Below are 21,315 nucleotides of genomic sequence, written 5' to 3'. Positions count from 1 at the left end.
GCCTGCGCCGAGGTGCTCGCCTCCCTCGCCGGGCGCGCGAGCGCGGTTGCTGAACGCGGCTAGCGGGAGCCGGTCAAGGGGGCCAGGCGCTCGGACAGGTCGGTGTGGAGGCGCTGGGCCTGTGCCGTGAGGCGCTGGACCGTCGCGAGGCGGTCCTCGGCGGCCTTCGCCGCCTCGCGGCGGGCGTTGGCGTCGCGGGCCGACAGGGCGGTCAGCTCGGCGCGGCGGGTCTCGGCCTCGCGGCGCTGCGACGCCATGCTCTCCTCGACGGCGTCCTCGGCCTCGCCCCGCCAGCGGGCCAGGGCCCGGTCCAGGGCGGTGATCATCTCGTTGGCCGACGCGTTGAAGGTCTCGGCGATGAGCTGGCGGATGCCGGCCTGGCTGCGGCCGGACTGCTCGTACTGGTGGCGGCGCCACGTCACGCCCAGCGCGACCGCCGGGCCGGCGATCAGGGCGATCGGCAGGAGCACGCCGGTCGAGGCGAGCATGGCGCTCAGGCTCGCGGCCATCGTGATGCCGGGGACGCCCTCGCGGAGCAGGTCGAAGCGGTGGCCGGTGGGTGCGGGGCGGTTGGCGAGGCGGTTGCTGGTCGTGGTCGGCAGCTGCAGCGTGACGAGGTCGATGTCGATGGCGTCCAGGCCCATCGCGGCCAGGTACTCCGTCAGCGCCCGCGTCGCCATGTCCTGCACCTGGTCGGTCAGCTCCGCCCACGCGGCGCGCAGCGACAGTTCGACGCTCTCGGGCATCGCGGTGAGGAACTCGTCGATGCGGGCGCGGTTGGTCAGGCCGGCGACGGCGTTGTCGTACGGGCGGCGCAGCTCGTCGAGCTTGGCGCGCACCAGCGTGGCGATCTCGCGGCCGAGGAACTGCTGCTCGACGGCGAAGCGGCGGCGCTCGCGGATCCGGGCGGCCAGGTCGCGGCTGGCGGCCTCGACCTCCTCGAGGCGCTCGCGCAGCGCGTCCTGGCTCTCGGTGGCGGCGACCAGGCGGTCCTGCTCGCCGACGGCGATCGCGCGCAGGACCGAGTCGGTGCCGGCGAGGACCTTGCCGCAGCGGGCGATCTCGCGGTCGCCGGCGCAGGAGCGGATGTAGTCCGCGAGGCGGCCCATGCCGCTGCGCTCCCACAGGGCATCGGCGCGCTCGACCTGGCCGAGGGCGCGGCGCGCCGCCGAGGCCTCGGCGAGCTTGGCGCTGACCGGGATCCACGGCGCGCCGAGCAGGCGGCGGATCCGCACGTCGCTGTCGGGGTCGTCGGCGGAGGCGTTGACGAAGGCGGCGAGGCGGCGGCGGTTCTCCTCCAGCAGCTCGTGCCAGGACGAGGAGTCCTCGACCATCGTGAGCACGAACGCGACCACCTCGACCCGCTGCGCGGCCTCGGCCAGGAACTCCAGCTCGTGGCGCAGGATCGGCTGGTCCTGGGCGCTGACGGCGAACAGCAGCGCGTCGGCCTCCTGCAGCATCGCCATCGTCGTGTGGCGGTGGCCGACCGTGAGGCTGTCCACGCCGGGGGTGTCGACGAGGCGCACGCCGTCGAGCAGCGGGTGCTCCATCGCGATCTCGACGCCGACGACGTCGCGGCGCTTGTCCGGGTCGCCCAGCGCCGAGGCGTAGTCGACGATGTCGTCGGGGGTGATCGACAGGTTGGCGATCCGCTCGCCGGAGCGGCGGCGTACCGTCACCGACAGCTCGGGGCCGCGGCGCACGGCCAGGTAGGTGTGCGTGGCGATGTCGACGTCCACCGGGAGCAGCTCCGGGCGGTCGACGAGCGCGTTGAGCATCCGGCTCTTGCCGCGCTTCTGGGCGCCGGCGACCACGATGTTGGCGGTGACGTCCTTCCACCGGGCCGCCTCGGCGGCGAGCACGCCCGCGAGATCCGTTCGTCCGGCCCGTTTCGCCAGGTTGTGTACCTCGTTGGCGTGCACCAGCACCGCCTGCACCACCGACGGGCGGTCACGCTCCGCGGCCATCTACGCCCCCTCCCGGCGACCGGAGGCGGTCGTCCAGATCGTCTCGTACGCGCCGCAGACCTCGCCGACGCCCCGCTTCTCCGGCGCCGGCAGCGGCCGGTGCAGCATGACCCGGAACTGCGCGGCGAGCTGCGCGGCCCGCTCGGCCACGACGTGCGCCGCCGCGCCCGGCTCGAGGCCGACCTGTGCGGCCGGCGTGGTCCCCGTCAGCAGCGTGGTCAGCGCCGTGCGCAGCGCGGGCGCCAGCCGAGGGGACTCGAGCAGTGCGGCGGCCTCGGAGCCCACGGCGACCGGGCCGGCGGCCGAGTACCCAGCCGCAGGGGACCCGGCGGGCGCGACGGGCCAGGGGCCGGCGGACCGGGAGGAGGCCGAGGCCGTGACGGCGGCCATCTCCTCCAGGACGGACAGCACGTCGCGGGCGCGGTGGCCGGCCGCGAGGGTGCCGGCGCTCATCGTCAGGCGGCGCCAGCGCACCGAGCGTTCCCGCGCCTCCCGGGCGACCTCCTCGGGGCCCGCGTCCGGCGGCAGGCCCAGCTGTGCGGCCGGGGTGTCCTCGCGGGCGAGCCGCACCAGCTCGGCGAGCATCTCGTCGTCGAGGCTGAGCTGGCCGCGGCCGACGGCGTCGAGGGCGGCGAAGACCCGCAGGCCGCGCAGGCTCGCGGTGAGCGGCCGGCCCTCGTCGACGGCGTCGGCGAGGGAGGCGAGGGTGGCCCGGTCGGCGGCGCCGGACGGTGCGCGCACGAGGCGGCGCAGGGCGCCGATCGCCGACAGGGCCTTGAGCTGGGCCGCCCGTTCGGTGAAGTGGGCGACGCCGGCCGCCACCGAGCCGGGCGCGCGCACGGCGGCGGAGGAACCTGCGGTACCGAATCCGGATGCCTCGAGCAGGGCGGCGTGCACGGCGTCGAGGTCCAGGCCGGGGCGCTCACGCAGGGCGGCCGCGGCGACGCGGATGCCATAGCGGTGCAGGTGCCCCATGAGCCGGGCGTGCTCGTGCGAGGCGGCGGCGAACTCGTCGACGTCGAGCAGCCGGTCGTCGAGGTCGAGCTCGTCGAGGGCCGCGAGGGCGCGCAGGGCGGCGAGGTCGGCCGGGGTGAGCAGCCGGGCCCGGGCCGTCTCGGCGAGCAGGCCCACGACCGGCACGACGTCGAACACCGACGTGCGCAGCTGCTCGTACGCCCGGCCGGCGAGGCGCCGCGCGCCGGGCCACGGGTCGTCGGCGTCGCCGCGCCGGTCGACCTGGCTGAGCACCGCGAGGGTGTTGACGCCGCTCATCCCGCACGCCGCCGACAGCGCCCGGAAGTCGGCGAGCGCGCCGGCGTCGAAGCGCTGGACGTAGCGCAGCACGTAGATGAGCGCCTGTGCCGGGTCGGCGCCGTCCGTGCCGTCGGTGCCGAACACCATGCGGCGGGCGGCCTGCTCGTTGGCGGCGGCGACGGTGTTGATGCCGGGCGTGTCGATGACGGTGAGCCCCCGCAGGGCCGGCAGGTCGAGCCGGACCCGCAGCCGGCGCACCCGCTCGGCCGGGACGGGCAGGCGGTCGGGCGGCCGGCCGTCGGGGCCCAGCGCGGCGGAGCGCGACGTGCCGTCGAGCAGGTCGACGTCGACGCGCCCCTCGTCCGGCCCGTACTCGTACCACGTGACGACCCGCGTGCACTCGCCCGCGTCGGCCGGGGCGACCGACCGGCCCAGCAGCCCGTTGACGAGGGTCGACTTGCCGCCGCTGACCGCGCCGGCGACGGCCACCTGCAGCGGGCGGCGCAGCCGGTCGCCCACGGAGCGCACCCGCGCGGCCAGCCCGGCGTCGCGCAGGCGCAGCGCGGTCGCGTCGCACAGCTGCGCGACCGCGATGTCCGGTGCGGTGCTCATGGCAGGTCTCCGAAGTCCCCGAAGTGGTCGTGGTGCAGATAGTGATCATGGTGGTCGGCCGGCGGATGGTCCACTCCCGTGTGCCCGCCGTCGTCCCACCAGGACGGCTCCTGATGGACCCACGAGTGCTCGTCGTGATGCACCTGCGGCTCGGGAATCGTCCATTCGGTGGGCGGATCGGCGCTCGCCGGGTCGAAGGTGTGGGCGAACATGGCCTCGCGCTCGTGCGGGTACAGCGGGGGTACCTCGTCGAAGAGGAGCCGGGCCAGCAGCGAACGGTCCGGTGCGTCATCGCCCGGATGGTCAACGGGATCGGTCCCACGGTCCATTACCGCGTCCCCGCAGCCGTGATTGCATGCTCAATCATGGCCGACCCGCTCGCGGAGGCGCGGCTGGTCGCGGCCGCTGCAGCCGGCGATCACGACGCGTTCCGGGACCTGTGGCGCCCGGTGGAGCGCACCGCGTTCGGCGTCTGCCTGCACCTGACCGGCGACCGCACCGACGCCCTCGACGCGCTGCAGGAGACCCAGATCGCGGCGTGGCGGCACCTGTCCCGCTTCACCGGCCGCGGCTCCTTCGCCGCCTGGGTGCTCGCGATCGCCCGCAACGCCGCCCGCGACGTGGTGCGCCGCCGCGCCGGCGCCCGCGAGCTGGGCCTGGAGGCCGCCGGCGACGGGCCGGCCGACAGCGCGCCGCTGTTCGCCGAGGTCGTCAGCGACGTCCTCGGCGTGCGGGCCGCGCTCGCCGCGCTGCCGGTCAACCATCGCGAAGCACTCCTTCTCTGGGCCGGCGGCCTGACGTACGACGAGGTCGCCGCCGCCGTGCAGGCCCCGGTGAACACGGTCAAGGTCTGGATCTTCCGCGGCCGCCAGCGGCTGCGCCGGGAGTTCGCGGACTGACGGCCCCTTACGCCCGGTACACCAGCACCTTCGGCAGCCGCAGCACCCGGTCGCCGTCGACGTAACCGCACTGCGTCGTCTCGGCCACCATGTCGTGCAGCTGCGGCGACGGCGCCGGCACCGAGCCGACCACCTCGTGCAGCTGCCCGTTGACCCGCACGTCTTGCACGACGGTCTCGGTGACCCCGACGTCGCGCAGCGCCTCGAGCAGCATCCGGGCCAGGCGCTGGTCGCGGCCCTCGAGCTGGTCGCGGTGGCGGATCGCGGCCTGCACGAGCTCGGCCCGGGTCACGCCGGGCTTGCCCAGCAGCCGCTCGACCTGCTGGGTCAGCGCCGGGCTGATGCCGCTGGCCCCGACGTCGCGCAGCGTGTGCGCCAGCCGCGCCTCGTCCTGGCCGGGCGGGCGGGTGCGCGGGGGAGCGGCGCGCGGGGGCGCCGCGCCGCCGAACGGGGTCATGCCGGCGCCGGCCTGCGACGGCGGGCCGGCGAGGCCGGTGTACCCGGCCGGGCCGTACGCGGCGGCCATGCGCTGCCGGCGCTGCCAGAACACGAACCCGACGACCGCGGCGCCGAGCACGAGCACGGTGAGCACACCGAGCGTGACGGCGGTGCCGTTGACGCCGTTGCCGGCAACCGCGTGGCCCGACGCCGATGCCGCGGGGGTGACGCACTTGCCGGGTGCGCCGCTCGGCGGCGGTGGCGCGCTGGCGGATCCGCTGGCGTCCACCTTCTCCAGACCGTCGGCCTTGGCCGACGGCGGGGGGGCGGCCTTGCTGGCGGACGGGGCGGCGCTCGGGCACGAGGACTGTGCGGCGGCGGGCGTCCCGGGGGCCGGGTCGCCGCCGCACGCGGCGAGCGCGACGGCGGCGAAGGCGGCCGCCACCGCCAGGCGGGCGGTCCGGGTCACGCGCCACGCTCCTGCTGGCTGTTCCAGACGGCCCAGTCGGCCTGGTCGGCGGCGCGGTCGGCGTCGATGTAGGTGTCCGTGGCCTGCTGGTGGGCCTGCTCGCTGTACTGCCGGTCGAGGTCGCCCCGGTGGATGTCGTTGCCGACCTGCTGCCGGTAGGTGTACCCCTGCAGCTGCTGCGCGTTCTGCGCCGCGTTGTCGGACCGCTGCATCGCCGCGTCGACCTCGTGCGGGTCGGCGGAGCCCGGGTTCATCGCGTCGTGGTAGATCAGGCTCGCGTCCGACATCTGGGAGTTGACGCTGTTGAGCACGGCGGCGGTGTCGCCGGTGAGGCCGGTGTCGGCCGGGAAGGGGCCGGCGTCGGCGTACCCGGTGTCCACCTGCGGCGCATATCCGCCGGTGTCGAACGGGCCGACCGTGTAGGCCACGTCGGCCACTCCGTCGGCGTTGTAGTCCTCCATGACCACCCCGCCGCCGTGCTGGTCGGAGAAGACCTGCACGTCCGCGATGCCGTCGCCGGTGGTGTCGACGAGCATGACGTCGGCCACCGAGTCGTGGTTGGTGTCGGTGTACTGCACGTCGAAGTGGCCGTCGCCGTTAACGTCGACGGCCTGCGTGTCCACGACGTGGTCGCCGTCGAGGTCACCGAACGCGGAGTAGCTGTCCATCCCTGCGGCCTCCAAGGGGCGCCCAGTGCGCCTTCGGGAATCTTGACGGCCGCCGCAGGCGGATTGTTACACCCGATCCGCCGAACTTTTTCCTTGCGCGGGCGGGATACCGTCTGCGGTCGATGGACGACTCGCTGTTCACCTATCCGGGCGCGCCGCCGGCCGCGGGCGGCGCGGCCCTGCTGCGCGACGCGGGCGAGCGGGCCTGGGCGCTCGTGCGCGAGCACGCGCCCGCCCGCCGGTACCGCCCGGGCGAGACGGTCCTCGCCGCCGGCGCCGCCGAGCGCTGCCTGTGGATCGTCGCCGAGGGCCGCGTCGAGGTCGCCGGCGGGCGCGCCGCGCTCGGCGAGGTCGGCCCGGGCGGCGTCTTCGGCGAGCTCGGCTTCCTCGACGGCGCGCCGTCGCCGGCGACCGTGCGGGCCCTGGACGACGCCACCGTGCTGCGCCTGAGCCTGGACCGCTTCGAGGTCCTCGCCGGCAAGGACCCGGCTCTGGCCCGGCGCCTGCTGTTCGATCTGGCGCGCGTCCTCGCGCTGCGCCTCGCCGACCTGCGCCGGCTGGCCTGACATGGCCGCGCACGGCTCGCTGACGGCGACCCTCGAGCTGCGCGGCCGGCGCTTCACCGTGGCGGTCGCCGAGCCCGGGCGCGACGAGCGGCGCGTCGAGATCGCCGACGTCACCGAGATCGGCCGCGGCAAGGGCCCGGGGCTGATCGGCCTCGCGCACCCCGGCGTCTCGCGCCGCCACGCCCGCCTGCAGGTGCTCGGCGATCGCCTCCTCGTCACCGACCTCGGCAGCCGCAACGGCACCTTCGTCGACGGACGTCGCATCAGCGCGCCGACCGTCCTCGCCCCCGGCGCCGAGGTGCGCGTGGCCGGCGTCCGCCTCACCGTCAGCGGCGCCGGCGCGGCGCCGGCGGTGCAATCGAAGGAACCGGGCCGCCCGGCCGAGGCGTTCCCGAACTACCTGCGGCTCAAGCGGCGCATTCCCGCCAGTTGGTGGTACGCCGCCCAGGCCGTCGCCGTCGCCGCCGCGCTCGCCCTGATCGCCGCGCTGCTGCTGCGCCCCGCGCTCGGGCTGACCCTGCTGTGGCGCGTCGCCGTGCCCGTCCTGCCGCTGCTGTGGCTGCTCGCGCCGGGCATCTGGCGCAACAGCTGCCCGCTGGCCGCGACCAACCAGCTGCCGCGCCTGCTCGGCATCACCCGCGGGCTGGAGCCGCCCCGGTGGCTGCGCGAGCACGGCTTCGTCGTCGCCGTCGCGCTGTTCCTCCTCGCCGTCGGCCTGCGCCGGCCCCTGTTCGACCACAGCGGCCCGGCCAGCGCCGCGCTGCTGGGCGCCGCCCTGCTCGGCGCGCTCGCCGGCGGCCTGACGTTCAAGGGCAAGAGCGGCTGGTGCTCCTCGATCTGCCCGCTGCTGCCGATCCAGCGCCTGTACGGCCAGACGCCGTTCGCGGTCGTGCCCAACAGCCACTGCCGGCCCTGCGTCGGCTGCGCCAAGCACTGCTACGACTTCAACCCGACGGTGGCCTACCAGGCCGACCTGCACGACCGGGACCCGCGCTGGACGGCGCCGCGGCGCTTCTTCGCCGGCTGCATGCCCGGCGTCGTCCTCGGGTACTTCGCCGTGCCGCCGCTGTACTTCCCCCTCGCGGTGCTCGCCGGCGCCGGCACCTTCTTCGCGCTCGAGGCCCTCGCCCGGCTGCGGGCCGGCGCCCTTGCCGCCGTCTACGGCGCGGTCGCGATCGGGCTCTACTACTGGTACTGCGCACCGGTCCTCGCCGCCACCGCGCACCTGCCGGCCCTCGCCTGGGTCCTGCGCCTGGGCGTGCCGGTCGCGGCGGCCGTGTGGCTGTGGCGCACGCGCGGGGTCCGGCTGCGCTACTTCCGCCACGCCGCGGCGGCCCCGACGATCGCCACCGCGCTGCCCCTGGCCGCCGCACCGGCCGGCGGCATCGAGGTGACGTTCCGGCCGCACGAGCGGCGGGTCGTCGCCGAGCCCGGCGCCAGCCTGCTCGAGCTCGCCGAGCGCGACGGCCTGCCGATCGAGGCCGGCTGCCGGATGGGCGTCTGCGGCGCCGACCCGGTCCGCGTCGTGTCGGGGGAGCTGTCGCCGCCGACCGAGGAGGAGGCAGCCACGCTGCGCCGGCTCGACCTCGGGCCGTCGGCGCGGCTGGCCTGCTGCGCCCGGGTGCGCGGGCCGGCCGTGATCGACCTCGACGCCGCCGCCGAGCCCGCCACCGCGCCGGCGCCCGCGCCCGCTCGGACCGCCGCCGCCCACGGGCGGGCGCCGCGCCGGCTGGTCATCGTCGGCAACGGCATCGCCGGGGTCACCGTCGCCCAGGAGGTGCGCCGCGCCGACCCCGACTGCGACATCCAGCTCGTCGGGCGGGAGCCGCACCCGCTGTACAACCGGATGGGCATCGCCCGCATGGTCTACGGGCGCTCGGCGATGACCGGGTTGTTCCTGCAGGCCGAGGACTGGTACGACCGGCGGGGCATCACCTGCTGGCTCAACACCCGGGCGGTGGAGCTGTCGGTGGCGCAGCGCTCGGTCACGCTCGGCACCGGGGTCGTGCTGGAGTACGACTGCCTGGTCCTCGCGACCGGTGCGCGCGCCAGCGTCCCGTCCGTGCCGGGCGCCGACCTGCCCGGCTGCTTCGTGCTGCGCGACGCCGACGACGCCATCCGCATCCGCGCCTACGCCCAGGAGCACCACACGGCCCGCGCGGTCGTCGTCGGCGGCGGGCCCCTGGCCGTCGAGGGCGCGTACGCGCTGCACCGCCTCGGCCTGGCGGTGTCCATCGCGGTGCGCGGCCCGCACCTGCTCAGCCGCCACGTCGACCGCCGCGCCGCGGGCCTGCTGGCCGGCTATCTCGCCGCGCGGGGGATCGCCGTGGTACCGCGGGCCGCCGTCGCCGCGCTCGAAGGCGCCGGGCGGGTGCGCACCGTGGCCCTCGCCGACGGCCGGCGGATGAGCGCCGACCTGGTGCTGCTGTGCGCGGGCGCGACGCCCGACGCGGCGCTCGCCCGGGCGGCCGGGCTGCCGGTGCGCCACGGCATCGTCGTCGACGAGCGGCTGCGCGCCGCGCCGGGCGTGTTCGCCGCCGGCGACGCCGCCGAGGTCCGCGGCGCCGTTTCCGGGCTGTGGCCCTCGGCGGTGCGCCACGGCCGGGTCGTCGCCGCCAACATCCTCGGCGGCGACGAGCCGATCGGCGACGAGCACACCCCGATCCTGGTCAAGGACATCGGCCTGGACCTGCTGGCGGCCGGGCGCCTCGAGCCCGCCGCCGGTGAGCGGATCGTGACCGGGGGTGAGGGCCCGCAGTACCGCCGGATGGTCTACTCGGGCGACCGGCTCGTCGGCGCCGTCCTCGTCGGCCTGCCCCGCGAGGCCCCCGCGGTGCTCGCCGCGCTCAGTACACGAACGGCCACCCCGCCGAGTCGTAGCCGATGAGGTTGATGCCCAGGTAGGACGCGCCGTTGCCGGCGTAGTAGTGGTAGAACAGCACCTCGCCGCCGGTGTCGGCGAGGACCGCCTGGTGCCCCGGCCCGTGGATGCTGCCGTGCCCGGCGAGCACCTGCGTGCCGCCGCCCGAGGTCATCGCCGTGCCGTTGCGGTCGGCGTAGGGCCCGGTGACGCTCGTCGAGCGCCCGACCATGATCCGGTACGTGCTGGACGCGCCGCGGCAGCACAGGTCGAAGGAGACCCACAGGTAGTAGTACGAGCCGTGGCGGAAGACGTAGGGCGCCTCGATCGCCGTGGAGCCGCCGCGCTGCGCGATCGAGCGCACGGCGGTGTCGGCCCGCAGGCCGGTGGCGGGGTCGATCCTGACGAGCTTGATGCCGGTCCAGAACGAGCCGAACGACAGCCACCAGCCGCCGGCGGCGTCGACGACGAGGTTGGGGTCGATCGCGTTGTAGCTGCTCGACGTGGTCGTCTCGATCACCAGGCCCCGGTTGGTCCACGAGCCCGACGCGCCGGTCGAGCTGGTGGCCAGGAAGATGCCGGAGTGGTTGGAGCCGAACGTCGACGCCGCGTAGTACATGTAGTACGCGCCGTTGTGGTAGGAGACGTCGGGCGCCCACAGGTTGTTGCTGCCGCCGGTGTACGACAGCGTCCACGGCGCCCCGCCCGGGAACGCGGCGCCGGCGTTGCGCCACGCCGTGCGGTCGTTGGAGGTCTTCAGCTGGATGTTGGCGCCGGTGTACGCCACGAGGTAGCCCCCGGCCGGCGTCTTGACCGCCGACGGGTCGTGCGCGCCGGTGTTGCCGGTCACCGTGCCCGGGTTCGGATACGACGGCGGCGCGACGGTGGGCGCGGCGAGGGCCGGGGCGCTGCGCCCCGCGGCCGGCCCGGCGGCCGCCCGCGCGGAGACGGCCGCCGTGACGCCGGCGACCAGGACGGCCGAGCTGATGGCGGCGGACCACAGCCGCCGGGACATGAGGAGGGACATACCCGACGTGTTAGCGCTCACATCGATGGCTGTCAAGGAAATGTCCCCGGGGTCGCGGGGACCCCGGGGACGGCGCCTGAAACTTTCGGCCGTTCAGTCGACCGGCTGCGGCTCGTCGGCCCGCTCGTCGTCGTCGCGGTCGTAGTTGTCCTCGTCCTCGTCGTGCTGGTCGTGCCCGGCGTGTGCACCGTGCGCGGCGGCGTGCTCGCCCCGCTGCGCCGGCAGCAGCTCGCCGGCCACCGGGGCGGAGTCCTGGAACTCGTTGGCCACCTGCGGCTGCCCGACCCACAGCGCCCGCATCTGCTGCTGCATGAACGCGGTCAGCCGGGACCGGTACTCGTGGTCGAAGCCCTCCAGGGCCTCGATCTGCCCCTGCAGCGCCTGCCGCTTGGCCGTCAGCCCGCCGACGACGTCCTCGTAGATACGCTCCGCGCGCTGCCGGATCTCGTGCGCGTTGGCCTGCGCCTCCCGCACGATGTCCTGCGCGCGCCCCTGGGCCTCGGCCATGACCTCGCCGGCGTGACGCTCCGTGTCCGCGGCGAACTCCTCCGCGTCGCGGGCCACCTTGTCCGCGGCCATGCGCGCCCGGTTCATCAGCTTCTCGACCTCGTCGCGCAGCTGGCCGGCGTGCGCCTGTGCCTCGCCGACGATCTGGCGCGCCTCGGCGTGCGCCTCGCCCCGGATCTGCTCGGCCTCGCGCCGGGCCGTCTCGATGTGCTCCTCGGCCGTGCGCTGCGCCATCGTGAGCACCTGCAGCGCCTTGGCCTGCTCGCTCACGTCCGCCCGCGGCGCCTGCGGCTCACCGGGCCCGGCCACCAGTCGCCCGTCGTACGGTTGCATCACGTTTTGCGTCATGTCCCTGCCTCCTCGCTGCCCCGACACTTCCGCAGACATGCCGCCCCGGAACGCCCCGCGGACGGTACCCGACCGGGCGCCGATCGCGATCTCCGCTCAAGATCTGTTAATCGTCACCAAAGCCGGACCTAAGACTTGCGTCTCGCCGCGACCCGCGCACGATAGCGAACCCCCGTCAGCGCGCAAGCATCGGCTTGGTGTGCAGGACGTCCGGGGTCGGCAGATAGCCCAGCGACTGCCAGAAGCGCAGCCCGCTCTCGTTGTCCGGCAGCACCATCAGGTTGATGCGCGGGCAGCCCAGGGCCCGCAGGCGGCGCTCCAGCTCGTCCACCAGGCCCGACGCGATGCCCCGGCGGCGTTGCGCGGGGTCGACCGCCAGGCGCAGGATCCAGCCGCGCCGGCCGTCGTAGGTGCCGAGCACGACCCCGGCGACGCCCGCGGAGGACTCGGCGACCAGGAACAGCTCGGGGTCGCGGGTCAGCTTGGCCACGAGCTCGTCGCGGGGCACGACGTCGCTGCCGGCGGCCGTCCACAGCGCGACGACGGCGTCGTAGTCGGGCCACTCGAACTCGCGGATGCGCATCACGGCACGTAACTGTAGCCGGACAGTGGGGCTGTCTCATTACCGACCGTGATCCATCCGTGGATGCGCGACGGTTGGCGGGCACCACCACATCCGAGAATATTTACGGAGCTGACCGTGTCCTATAACCAACGCCACGCTGTTGTACTGGGGGGCAGTGTCGCCGGGCTCGCCGCCGCCCGCGCGCTGCTCGATACGTTCGACCGGGTCACCGTCTTCGACCGGGACACCCTGCCCGATGCCGCCGCCGACCGTCGCGGCGTGCCGCAGGGTGAGCACGGGCATGGGCTGCTCGCCCGGGGGCGGGCCGTGCTGGAGGAGATGTTCCCCGGGTTCGTCGCCGAGCTCGCCGCGCAGGGAGCCATACCGCTGGACATCCAGCGCGACGTCGTCTGGGTGTTCGGGGACCGGCCCGCGCCGCGCGCCGCCTCGGGGCTCGGCGGGCTGACCGTCAGCCGGGCGGCGCTGGAGGCGTGCCTGCGCCGGCGGGTCGCGGCCCTGCCGGGGATCACCGTGCTCGACGGGCACGAGGCGACGGGCCTGTGCCACGAAGGCGGCCGCGTCACCGGCGCGAAGGTCCGGCCGGTCGGCGGCGAGGAGCACGAGGTCCGCGCCGACCTCGTCGTCGACGCCACCGGGCGCGGCAACCGCGGTACGACGTGGCTCGCCGCGATGGGGTTCGAGCGGCCCGTCGAGGAGCGCATCGACGCCGGCACCGTGTACGTGTCCCGCGACTACCGGCGCGTGCCGGGGCGGGAGGACTTCGCCGCGATCCTCAACGCGCCGGGCGGGCCCGCCCGGCCCTACGGCGGCATCGCGCTCGGCGTCGAAGGGGACCGGTGGATGGTCACCCTGCTGGGCGTCGGCGCGGGGCAGGCGCCGCCGACCGACCACGACGGGTACCAGGCGTTCGCCGAGAAGTTCCCCGACCCGCGGCTGCACCGGCTCCTGCGCGAATCCGAGCCGCTGAACGACCCGATGCGGCTGCGGCTGCCGGGCAGCGTGCGGCGGCGCTACGAGCGGCTCGGGCGGCTGCCGGAGCGGTTCGTGTCGATCGGGGACGCGCTGTGCAGCTTCAACCCGGCGTACGGGCAGGGCATGACCGTCGCCGTCGCCGAGGCGCGCGAGCTCGGGCTGGCCGTGCGGCGCGGGCTGGACGGGCTGCCGAAGCGCTTCTACGCGCGGGCCGCCCGCGTCATCGACGTGCCGTGGGACATGTCTGCGGGCGGCGACCTGGCGTACCCGGCGGTCGAGGGGCCCCGCACGCGCCGCACCGAGATGCTGAACCGCTACGTCGCCCGGGTGCAGGAGGCCACCGGGCACGACGCAGCGGTGGCGCGCCGGTTCCTCGAGGTCACCAACCTGATGCGCCCGCCGCAGTCTCTGCTGAGCCCGGCGATGCTCGCCCGGGTGCTGCGCAACAGCCGGCCGGCCACCCCGGTGCCCGCCGCGCAGGAGCCGGCGACGGTACCGGTGGGCTGAGCCGCGCCCGCGCGTTCACCGGGGGTGGGTGGCGACCCGCCCCCGGTGCCACGCGCCGTCGCGCTCGACCCGCACCTCGACGCGGAACTCGCCGGGGCCGACGGTGATCGCGGTCCACGAGCGCGGGGTGCCGCGCAGCCGGGTGCTGGTGGCGCTGCCGGCGACGACCTGCAGCAGCCGGCGGCCCGAGGGCAGCACGACCACCGCGTCGGCCGGCAGGTGCGTGTGCCCGGCGAGGACCAGGTCGACCCGGGCCGCTTCGAGCGTGCTCGCCAGGGACCGCAGGCCGAGCAGGCGCCCCGGCGGCCCGCCGTACGGCGGATGGTGCAGCGCCAGCACCCGCCCGGCGCCCGTACCGGCCGCGCCGAGGTACGCGGCGACGCCGTCGCGCTGCGCCCGCGACACCCGCCCGTTCTTCCAGCGCCAGCGCGGCGTCGAGGCCAGGCCGAGCGCCCGCAGGCCGGGCACCTCCAGGCGGGGCTCCAGGTCGGCGCCGAGGTGCGCGCGGTAGCGGCGGTGCGGGTCGAGCAGCCGGCCCGGCGTGGCGGCGAGGTCGTGGTTGCCGGGTATCACCAGCCGCGGCCCGGGCAGCCGGTCCAGGAACGCGCGGGCCTGCGCGAACTGCCGCTCCCGCGCGCGCATCGTCAGGTCCCCGGTGACGATCACCAGGTCCGGCCGGGCCGCGATCACGTCGCCGGCCAGGCTCTGCACGGCCGCCGGGTCGTGCGCGCCGAAGTGCAGGTCCGACAGGTGCGCAATGATCGGGGCGGTCACGGCCGCGCCAGCGCGAGGAGGCGCCGCCACCCGCCGTCCGCGGTGGGCCTGGGCCGGTTCCGCGGTACCCGCACCCGCAGCGCGCCCGGCCGCACGCTGCACCGCACCGGGGTCGGCAGCCGGATCGCCTCGCCGTCCAGCCCGACCGGCACGCTGGGCCGGTCCGCGTCGACGACGGCCTCGGTGACCGCGAGCCGGGTGAGCTCGCCGGAGCGCGGGCCGCGCAGGAGGCGTACCGCACCCGAAGCGCCGGTGACGGCGACCGCCAGCACGCCGAGCACGCCCGCGTCGAGGCGCGCCCGGGTCCCGGGCGGGGCGGGCATCGTCGCGTACGGGTTGTTGCTCACCAGCACCGCCTGCGGATCGGCGACGCCACGGTCCCCGGCCGACAGCTGCAGCACCGCGCGCTCGTCGCCGGCGAGCAGGTCCGGCAGGCTCGCCAGCGCGGTGGCCGTCTTGGCGTCGCGGTACCCCGGCCGCTGCACCACCCCGGCGTAGGACCCGAACGCCGCCGTGTTCACGAACACGCGATCGCCGGCGAGCCCGACATCGACGTCGATCTCGGTGCCGTCGGTGAGGGCGTCGAGGCCCTGGGCCGGGTCGTCGCGGTCAAGCCCCAGGTCCATGGCGAAATGGTTGCGCGTTCCGGCGGCGAGCACCAGCAGCGGCACGTCGCGCTCGATCGCCACCTGGGCCACGGCGCCGACGGTGCCGTCGCCGGCCGCCACCCCCAGCAGGTCCGCGCCGCCGTCGACCGCCTGACCCGCCAGCGCCACCGCGTCGCCACCGTCGCGGTCGAGCAGGACCACGTCGGCGCCGAGCTCCCGCGCCCGCTCGGCCAGGCCGAACCGCCCGACCTTGCCGCCGCCGGAGCGCGGGTTCATGATCATGACCGCGTGCCGGGGCGCCTCGGCCGGGCGCTCCCTGCCGCGGCCCGCCGCCATCCGCAGCGCCGCCCGGCCGGCGAGCACCGCCGCGAACGCCAGGGCGCAGCACGCGATCGCCGGCCCGAGCAGCTCCGCCCGCGCGAACAGCACGAGCACGAGCAGCGGCGCCGCGACGGCGAGCGCGACCGCGGCCGCCCGCCGGGCGCCGCGCTGCGTGAGCGCCCACCACGACCCGGCGAGGAACGCGGCGGCCCCGCCGGCCCCGGCGGCGATCAGCAGGATGCCGCGCAGCCGCGCCACGTACACGAACAGCGCGACCGCGGCGACCGCGCCGCAGAGCGCCGCCCGGGCCAGCCACCTCGCCGCCTTGCCACCCGCCGGCCGGCTGTGTCGCATGGCTTCGCACCGCCCTCCGCCCGAGGGCTCCAGCGTCGTCCCGGCCGTGCGGACGACCCTCGCCCGGCCGGGGTGAGCGGGGCAAACGCGGAGCCGTCCGTCAGTACCGACTGAGCGACGACGACCGGAGGAGCCGCATCGTGATCGAGAAGGACATCCACGCGCGCATCGACGAGGCGCTCGCCGGGCGCATGAGCCAGCGGTCCTTCGTCGACCGGCTGGCCGGCGGCTGGGAGGCGCTCGTCGGCGGGCTCGACCGGCTGGTGGAGATGCTGGAGGCGGCCGAGCGCTCCGTGGAGCAGAACCCGGCCGTGCCCCGGCCGGCGCAGTTCCGCACGGCGTTCGACGCGCTGCTGCGCGGCGTGGACGGCGACGGCGGGCCCCGGCTGGCCGCGCTGCGCACGAACATCGGCGCCGCCGGGCGGCAGATCGAGGCGGCGGCGGCCAGGGTGCGCCGCGACACCGTCAACATCGGCGTCATCGGCGGCACCAAGGTCGGCAAGAGCACGCTGCTGCGCACGATCACCAACCTGCCGGACACCGTCGTGCCGTCGACCCGGTTCAACCCGACGACCGCGTCGGCGAGCAGCATCTACCACACCGACGGCACGCCCCGCGCCACGCTGCTGCTGCACACCTGGGAGTCGTTCCGCGACGAGTACCTGGCGCCGCTGCACGAGCTCGCCGGCGCCGGGCCGGTGCCGCGGGACGTGGCGGCGTTTCGGAGCATGCGCTACGCGCGGGCCGGCAGCGCCGAGGCCGGCGAGGCCAAGGCCGACGACTACCTGCGCAAGCTCGACGCCGCGCACCGCTCGCTGGCCAGCTACGAGCAGCTGCTGACCGGCGCCGAGCGCACCGCGACCGTGGACTTCGCGTCGCTGCGGCCCTACGTCGCCTACCCGCGGCGGGACGCCGGCGACCCGGAGAACGTCCAGCCGTACCACGCCGTGCGCAGCGTCCGGATCGAGCAGGCGTTCCTCGAGGGCGCCGCGACCCGCCTCGGGCTGATCGACCTGCCGGGCGCGGGCGAGGCCGGGCTGGACATCGACCGGCAGTTCCTGCGCCAGGTCAAGCAGGAGATCGACCTGCTCGTCATGGTCAAGCGCGGCGACCGCAAGGGCGCCTCCTACCTCGCCGAGGACTCCTACACCCGCAACCTCGCCGACTCGGCGCGCGGCGGCGTCCCGCTGGACGACTACTACGTGGTCGTCGTCAACCGAGACCGGGCCAACGACCCGGAGGGGGAGTACTTCGCCAACACCGTCACGAGCGTCCGCGAGGTCTCGCAGGAGCGCAACATCCGGGTGCTCAACGCCGACGTGGCCGAGCGCGAGGAGGTGCTCGGCGAGGTGCTGCACCCGCTGCTGCGCCACCTCGCGACCCGGCTGGCCGAGATGGACCGCGCGGTCGTGCGCGAGGCGCTCACCCTGGCCGCCGGGGTCGCCGCCGACGTCGCCGACTTCGCGGAGCTGGCCCAGGCGCACGCCCGCGACCTCGGCCACCTGCTGCCCGACCAGGACGACGAGTTCAGCGTGCTGGCCGAGAAGCTGCGCAACGCCCTCGCCGTCGACCTGCACGCCCTCGTGCGCCGCTACGACGCCGAGCAGGACAGCGGCGCCTCCGACACGGCGCTGACCGCGGCGATCGCCGAGGCGGTGGCCGAGGCGCGCGCCTGGGTCCGGGGCGGCCTCGGCCACGGCGACCGGGCCGCCTGGCTCGCCGACATCGAGGGCCAGTACGTGCACGGCGACCTCGAGGCGAAGCAGGACGAGTACTACCGCGCCAAGACCGAGATCACGCACATCTTCGGGCGGATCGACCCGTCCCTCGACCACGCGGTGCAGCGGCTGTGGGACGAGGTCGCCGACCTGCTGCGCCAGCGGCTCACCGAGGAGCTCGTCCCGGCCGGGCCGCGCTCCCTGGACGGGCTGCGCTCGACCGCCGAGGCGCGCCGGGCGCACATCATCGCCGGCGCGCTGGGCCGGCTGTGCGAGCTCAAGGAGGACTACGGCAGCGTCGTGCTGCGGGTGACCCAGCCGATCATCCGCCTCATCCACTGGGAGTCGGCGCCGGTGGCGTTCGCGGCCGCCCCGCCGCCCCAGCAGCCCCGGCCGCCCCAGGCCGCCCCGGGCGCCGCGACGCCGCCGCCGGCGCCGCGCGTGCCGCAGGCGGGGGGCACCCGCTGGGTCACCGACGAGCAGGGCAACCGCCGGCGCGTGTCGTTCTCGCTCGTCGCCGCGCCCGAGCCCGGCGACCCGCGGATCCGCCGCGGCGCCGAGGGGCTCTACGACGAGCTCAGCGCCGTCGTCGACGCCTGCATCGGCGAGCTGGAGCTGGCGCTGCGGGCCGAGGCCCGCGTCATGACCCGGACGCTGGCCGCCGCCGCGGACCGGTTCTTCGACAGCATGATCCGCACCAACCGCAGCGAGAAGGACTACGAGCACCTGTGCCGGCCCAACCTGCGCTCGATCTGGCCGGACCAGTTCGACGGCGGCAACGCCCGCCTGGCCGCCGACCTGTCGCTGCTGCACGAGCAGGCCCGCACCACGGGCGAGCTCGCCGAGGCGATCGGCGGGCTGCACAGCGGGCTGCGCCTGTCGCCGGGCGGGGGCGCCTGACCGTGACCGCACAACCGCTCGCCCGCGCCGACCTGGGCGCCCTCGGCCCGCAGCTGGGCAAGGGCGGTCAGGCCGTCGTGTACGAAGCGCCGGGCCTGCGGCTGCCGGACGCCACCGGGCAGCTGGTGTTCAAGGAGTACCACCCGGGCAAGGCGCCCCGCCCGGGCGACGTGCTCGGCCTGATCGCGCTGCGTGACCAGCTCGCACCGGCTGACCGGGCCCGGCTCGACACGATCGCAGCCTGGCCGCTGCGCGCCGTCCTCGACGGCGGCGCGCTGCTCGGCCTGGTGGTGCAGCGGATCCCGGACTCGTTCTTCCACTCGGCCCGGCTGCCCATGAGCGGCCGGTCGGTGACCCTCGCCCGCGAGGTGCAGCACCTGTTCGTCGACCGGCGCCACTCCCGGCTGGGCATGCCGGAGCCGACGTGGGAGCAGCGGCTGACGATCTGCCGCGACTTCGCCGCCGCGCTGGACTTCCTGCACGGCCCCGCTGTCGACGTCGTCTTCGGCGACATCAACGCCAGGAACGAGCTGTTCCGGCTCGACGACGAGCCGGCGGTGCTGTTCGTCGACTGCGACTCGGCCCGCCGGCGAGGCTCGGTGACCGGGGAGCCGCAGCTGGACGCCCCGGACTGGAAGCCGCCCGGGCACACCCCGCTCAACCGCTCCACCGACCGGTACAAGCTGGCGCTGTTCGTCCTGCGCTGCCTGATCCCGCCGGGCGAGCAGACGTCGACGTGCACCGACCCGGCGGCGGCCGACGGCGTGCTCGACGCCGACGGCCGGGCGCTGCTCGACGCCGCACTGCTCGGCCCGGCGAACGAGCGGCCGGCGGCGGAGGACTGGCTGCGCTACCTCAGCCGGCAGCTCGGCGCGCCGATCGACGCGCCCCGCCTGGCCGATGTCGCCCTCGACCGCACGCTCGTGCCGGCCGGGGAGGCGGTCGTCCTGGCGTGGGCCGCCGTGGACGCGTTCACCGTCGAGGTCACCGCGCCCGGCGCCGCACCGGTCAGCGTCGACGGGCGCCCCGGCGCCGGGCGGGTCCGGCTCGTCCCGGCCCGCAGCGGCCCCATCGCCGTCGTGGCGCGCAACGACCAGGGCACCGACGAGCGGCGCAGCGAGCCGGTGGCGGTCTACGAGGTGCCGGACTTCTCGGCGCTGCCGGTGCCGCTCCCGCGCGTGCCCGTCGACCGCCTGCACCTGCCGGAGTTGCCGGACCTCGGCTCGGTCCTGGCGCTCTACCCGCCGGTGCCGGACCCGCCTCCTGCGGCGCTCACCGGCGTCACCGCCCCGGCCGAGGCGCCCGCGACCGACGACCCGCTGCCCTATCCGCCGGTCCGGCTGCCGGGCCTGGACCTGTACGACACCGGCCCGATCGACGTCGTCGGGCTGATGCTGTCCGGGCCGGGCGACCCGGGGGTGGCCCCGTGAGACTGCCGCTGGTGCTGGCCTGGATCGGCGGCGCCGAGACGCGGGTGCTGCGCGAGTCGCGCCGCGACGCGATCCGCTACAGCGCGATGGGCGCCGTCATCCTCGGCACGGCGGGGATGGCCGGGCTGTCGGCGACGTTCGCGCTGACGACCGCGGTGCGCCTGCCGCTGCCCGCCGCCGTCGTCGCCGGCGTCCTGTGGGGCCTGCTCATCCTGAGCCTCGACCGGATGCTCGTCATCGGCATGAACGGCGTCCAGGGCCGGCGGGCCGGGCTCGCCGCCGCGCTGCCCCGCCTCGCCCTCGCCCTGCTCATCGGCACCGTCATCTCCGTGCCGCTCGTGCTGCGCATCTTCGAGCCCGAGATCAACGCCCAGCTCAAGGTCATGCACGCCGAGAAGGGCCTCGACAACCAGGCGAAGCTCGACGCCCAGTTCGCCGACATCGCGGACCGGCAGCGGCGGGTCGACGAGCTCAACCGGATCGCCGGCGGCGCCGCCCCGATCGACGTCAGCGGCGACCCCGACGTGCAGGCGGCGGCGAAGGACGCGAAGGACGCCCAGGACGCCTACAACCTCGCCGAGCACAACGCGCAGTGCGAGCTGGACGGCACCTGCGGCACCGGGTCGCAGGGCCCGGGGCCCGCGTACGAGTCAGCGAAGGCGGCGCGCGACGCGGCCAAGGATCGCCTCGACCGCGCCAACACGAAGCTGCAGCAGGTCACCGACGCCGCGACGGCCCGCCTCGGCGGCGCGGCGCAGGCGGCGAAGCAGGCCGCGACGGACGAGCTCGCGACCGCGGCGCCGGAGCTGGAGCGGCGCAAGGCCGAGCGGGCCGCGGCCCAGCTGGCCCTGGACAACGCCGAGAACGACAGCGAGGGGCTCCTGGCGCGGCTCGAGGCCCTCGAGGCGCTCTCCGACGGCCACCCGATGATGTGGACCGCGCACCTGGCGCTCATGGCCTTGTTCGCCTGCATCGAGCTGCTGCCGGTCCTGGCCAAGCTCATGTCGCGCAGCACCGGCTCGCTGTACGACAAGCTGCTCGAGTCCCGCGAGCGCCACGCCGTCGACGTCGAGCAGGAGCGGCAGCGGCTCGTCGAGTCCCGCGAGCGGCACGCCGTCGACGTCGAGCAGGAGCGGCAGCGGCGCCAGGACGAGATCGAGGGGCTGCGGGCCGACGCGAGGCGCGACCTCGAGGCCGACCGGCTCGCCCGGCAGGTCGAGCGAGGGCGCGCGGCCAATGCGGCGCTGGCCGAGCAGCAGGAGGCCCTGGCCAGGCGGGCGATCCAGGTCTGGGCCGAGCTCGCCGTCCAGCGCACCGATCAGGAGCTGCGCCGCTGGTACGAGCAGCACAGCCGCGGCCACGGCCCGTCGCCGGCGCTGCCGTCGGCGCCCGCGCCGGCGCCCGGCGACGCCACCGCAACCCACCCGACCGCTCCCGTGCCGGCGCAGCCCACCGGGCCTGCGCCGGTCAACGGGCAGCCGCACCCGCACGCCCCGGCGGCACCCGCCGCGGGGCCCTGACCCAGGAAGG

At 75.9% G+C, this 21,315-nt stretch carries 17 protein-coding genes; 7 read left to right on the top strand and 10 right to left on the bottom strand.

Annotated elements, in window-relative coordinates; translation table 11 throughout:
• Window positions 1-59: 59 nt before the first annotated feature.
• The 3 genes from ABD901_RS15930 to ABD901_RS15920 are packed head-to-tail and all read right to left on the bottom strand — an operon-like array spanning window position 60 to window position 4,162.
• Window positions 60-1,967: a dynamin family protein gene (locus tag ABD901_RS15930; RefSeq protein WP_345127393.1), complete on the bottom strand. Its 1,908-nt coding sequence runs from the start codon at window positions 1,965-1,967 to the stop codon at window positions 60-62.
• A complete protein-coding gene (locus tag ABD901_RS15925; RefSeq protein ID WP_345127390.1) occupies window positions 1,968-3,833 on the bottom strand; it encodes a dynamin family protein in 1,866 nt (621 codons plus the stop codon).
• Window positions 3,830-4,162, bottom strand: coding sequence for a hypothetical protein (locus tag ABD901_RS15920; protein WP_345127386.1), 333 nt, complete (start codon window positions 4,160-4,162; stop codon window positions 3,830-3,832). Before ABD901_RS15920 ends, ABD901_RS15925 begins: the two co-directional genes overlap by 4 nt.
• A 36-nt stretch (window positions 4,163-4,198) precedes the next feature.
• Here ABD901_RS15920 and ABD901_RS15915 point away from each other — a divergent pair, with 36 nt between their 5' ends.
• Window positions 4,199-4,732: an RNA polymerase sigma factor gene (locus tag ABD901_RS15915; protein ID WP_345127384.1), complete on the top strand. Its 534-nt coding sequence runs from the start codon at window positions 4,199-4,201 to the stop codon at window positions 4,730-4,732.
• Window positions 4,733-4,739: 7 nt separating this feature from the next.
• On the opposite strand, the gene grpE is transcribed toward ABD901_RS15915, so the two are convergent.
• Window positions 4,740-5,639, bottom strand: a complete 900-nt coding sequence (gene grpE / locus ABD901_RS15910; RefSeq protein ID WP_345127381.1) for a nucleotide exchange factor GrpE — start codon at window positions 5,637-5,639, stop codon at window positions 4,740-4,742.
• Entirely contained in the window at window positions 5,636-6,307 is a 672-nt protein-coding gene (locus tag ABD901_RS15905; RefSeq protein ID WP_345127378.1) for a hypothetical protein, read from the bottom strand. The genes grpE and ABD901_RS15905 overlap by 4 nt, the downstream gene beginning before the upstream one ends.
• 122 nt (window positions 6,308-6,429) lie before the next feature.
• On the opposite strand from ABD901_RS15905, the gene ABD901_RS15900 reads away from it, so the two are divergent.
• Together ABD901_RS15900 and ABD901_RS15895 are read left to right on the top strand one after the other, a co-directional pair.
• Window positions 6,430-6,873, top strand: a complete 444-nt coding sequence (locus tag ABD901_RS15900) for a cyclic nucleotide-binding domain-containing protein (protein ID WP_345127375.1) — start codon at window positions 6,430-6,432, stop codon at window positions 6,871-6,873.
• A gap of 1 nt (window position 6,874) precedes the next feature.
• On the top strand, window positions 6,875-9,760 hold the full coding sequence (locus ABD901_RS15895; protein WP_345127370.1) for an FAD-dependent oxidoreductase: 2,886 nt from the start codon (window positions 6,875-6,877) through the stop codon (window positions 9,758-9,760).
• On the opposite strand, the gene ABD901_RS15890 is transcribed toward ABD901_RS15895, so the two are convergent.
• The 3 genes from ABD901_RS15890 to ABD901_RS15880 all read right to left on the bottom strand — a co-directional run bounded on the left by ABD901_RS15890 (window position 9,720) and on the right by ABD901_RS15880 (window position 12,198).
• On the bottom strand, window positions 9,720-10,760 hold the full coding sequence (locus tag ABD901_RS15890) for an arabinan endo-1,5-alpha-L-arabinosidase (protein ID WP_345127365.1): 1,041 nt from the start codon (window positions 10,758-10,760) through the stop codon (window positions 9,720-9,722). The two genes, ABD901_RS15895 and ABD901_RS15890, sit on opposite strands and share 41 nt — an antisense overlap.
• Window positions 10,761-10,853: 93 nt before the next feature.
• Window positions 10,854-11,615, bottom strand: coding sequence for a DivIVA domain-containing protein (locus tag ABD901_RS15885; protein WP_345127362.1), 762 nt, complete (start codon window positions 11,613-11,615; stop codon window positions 10,854-10,856).
• A 175-nt stretch (window positions 11,616-11,790) separates the two neighbouring features.
• Window positions 11,791-12,198 carry a GNAT family N-acetyltransferase gene (locus ABD901_RS15880; RefSeq protein WP_345127832.1) on the bottom strand — a complete coding sequence of 136 codons (408 nt, stop codon included), beginning with the start codon at window positions 12,196-12,198 and terminating at the stop codon, window positions 11,791-11,793.
• Window positions 12,199-12,315: 117 nt separating this feature from the next.
• On the opposite strand from ABD901_RS15880, the gene ABD901_RS15875 reads away from it, so the two are divergent.
• On the top strand, window positions 12,316-13,680 hold the full coding sequence (locus tag ABD901_RS15875) for an NAD(P)/FAD-dependent oxidoreductase (protein ID WP_345127359.1): 1,365 nt from the start codon (window positions 12,316-12,318) through the stop codon (window positions 13,678-13,680).
• 15 nt (window positions 13,681-13,695) lie between these two features.
• Here ABD901_RS15875 and ABD901_RS15870 read toward each other — a convergent pair whose 3' ends face one another.
• Entirely contained in the window at window positions 13,696-14,454 is a 759-nt protein-coding gene (locus tag ABD901_RS15870) for a metallophosphoesterase family protein (RefSeq protein WP_345127355.1), read from the bottom strand.
• Window positions 14,451-15,737 carry a diacylglycerol/lipid kinase family protein gene (locus ABD901_RS15865; RefSeq protein WP_345127351.1) on the bottom strand — a complete coding sequence of 429 codons (1,287 nt, stop codon included), beginning with the start codon at window positions 15,735-15,737 and terminating at the stop codon, window positions 14,451-14,453. The genes ABD901_RS15870 and ABD901_RS15865 overlap by 4 nt, the downstream gene beginning before the upstream one ends.
• A 140-nt stretch (window positions 15,738-15,877) precedes the next feature.
• Here ABD901_RS15865 and ABD901_RS15860 point away from each other — a divergent pair, with 140 nt between their 5' ends.
• The 3 genes from ABD901_RS15860 to ABD901_RS15850 are packed head-to-tail and all read left to right on the top strand — an operon-like array spanning window position 15,878 to window position 21,305.
• Window positions 15,878-18,355 carry a GTPase family protein gene (locus ABD901_RS15860; protein ID WP_345127346.1) on the top strand — a complete coding sequence of 826 codons (2,478 nt, stop codon included), beginning with the start codon at window positions 15,878-15,880 and terminating at the stop codon, window positions 18,353-18,355.
• Between the two features lie 2 nt (window positions 18,356-18,357).
• On the top strand, window positions 18,358-19,785 hold the full coding sequence (locus tag ABD901_RS15855; RefSeq protein ID WP_345127344.1) for a hypothetical protein: 1,428 nt from the start codon (window positions 18,358-18,360) through the stop codon (window positions 19,783-19,785).
• A complete protein-coding gene (locus tag ABD901_RS15850) occupies window positions 19,782-21,305 on the top strand; it encodes a DUF4407 domain-containing protein (protein ID WP_345127341.1) in 1,524 nt (507 codons plus the stop codon). The genes ABD901_RS15855 and ABD901_RS15850 overlap by 4 nt, the downstream gene beginning before the upstream one ends.
• Window positions 21,306-21,315 lie beyond the last annotated feature (10 nt).

Origin of the sequence: Dactylosporangium darangshiense, from assembly GCF_039537565.1 — a bacterium.
Classification (GTDB): domain Bacteria; phylum Actinomycetota; class Actinomycetes; order Mycobacteriales; family Micromonosporaceae; genus Dactylosporangium; species Dactylosporangium darangshiense.
This window is presented reverse-complemented; position numbering and strand designations above follow the sequence as displayed.

Coding starts and splice junctions, on each gene's coding strand:
- ABD901_RS15930 (WP_345127393.1), bottom strand. CDS start 1,967: ATGGCCGCGGAGCGTGACCGCCCGTCGGTGGTGCAGGCGGTGCTGGTG.
- ABD901_RS15925 (WP_345127390.1), bottom strand. CDS start 3,833: ATGAGCACCGCACCGGACATCGCGGTCGCGCAGCTGTGCGACGCGACC.
- ABD901_RS15920 (WP_345127386.1), bottom strand. CDS start 4,162: ATGGACCGTGGGACCGATCCCGTTGACCATCCGGGCGATGACGCACCG.
- ABD901_RS15915 (WP_345127384.1), top strand. CDS start 4,199: ATGGCCGACCCGCTCGCGGAGGCGCGGCTGGTCGCGGCCGCTGCAGCC.
- ABD901_RS15905 (WP_345127378.1), bottom strand. CDS start 6,307: ATGGACAGCTACTCCGCGTTCGGTGACCTCGACGGCGACCACGTCGTG.
- ABD901_RS15900 (WP_345127375.1), top strand. CDS start 6,430: ATGGACGACTCGCTGTTCACCTATCCGGGCGCGCCGCCGGCCGCGGGC.
- ABD901_RS15895 (WP_345127370.1), top strand. CDS start 6,875: ATGGCCGCGCACGGCTCGCTGACGGCGACCCTCGAGCTGCGCGGCCGG.
- ABD901_RS15890 (WP_345127365.1), bottom strand. CDS start 10,760: ATGTCCCTCCTCATGTCCCGGCGGCTGTGGTCCGCCGCCATCAGCTCG.
- ABD901_RS15885 (WP_345127362.1), bottom strand. CDS start 11,615: ATGACGCAAAACGTGATGCAACCGTACGACGGGCGACTGGTGGCCGGG.
- ABD901_RS15880 (WP_345127832.1), bottom strand. CDS start 12,198: ATGCGCATCCGCGAGTTCGAGTGGCCCGACTACGACGCCGTCGTCGCG.
- ABD901_RS15865 (WP_345127351.1), bottom strand. CDS start 15,737: ATGCGACACAGCCGGCCGGCGGGTGGCAAGGCGGCGAGGTGGCTGGCC.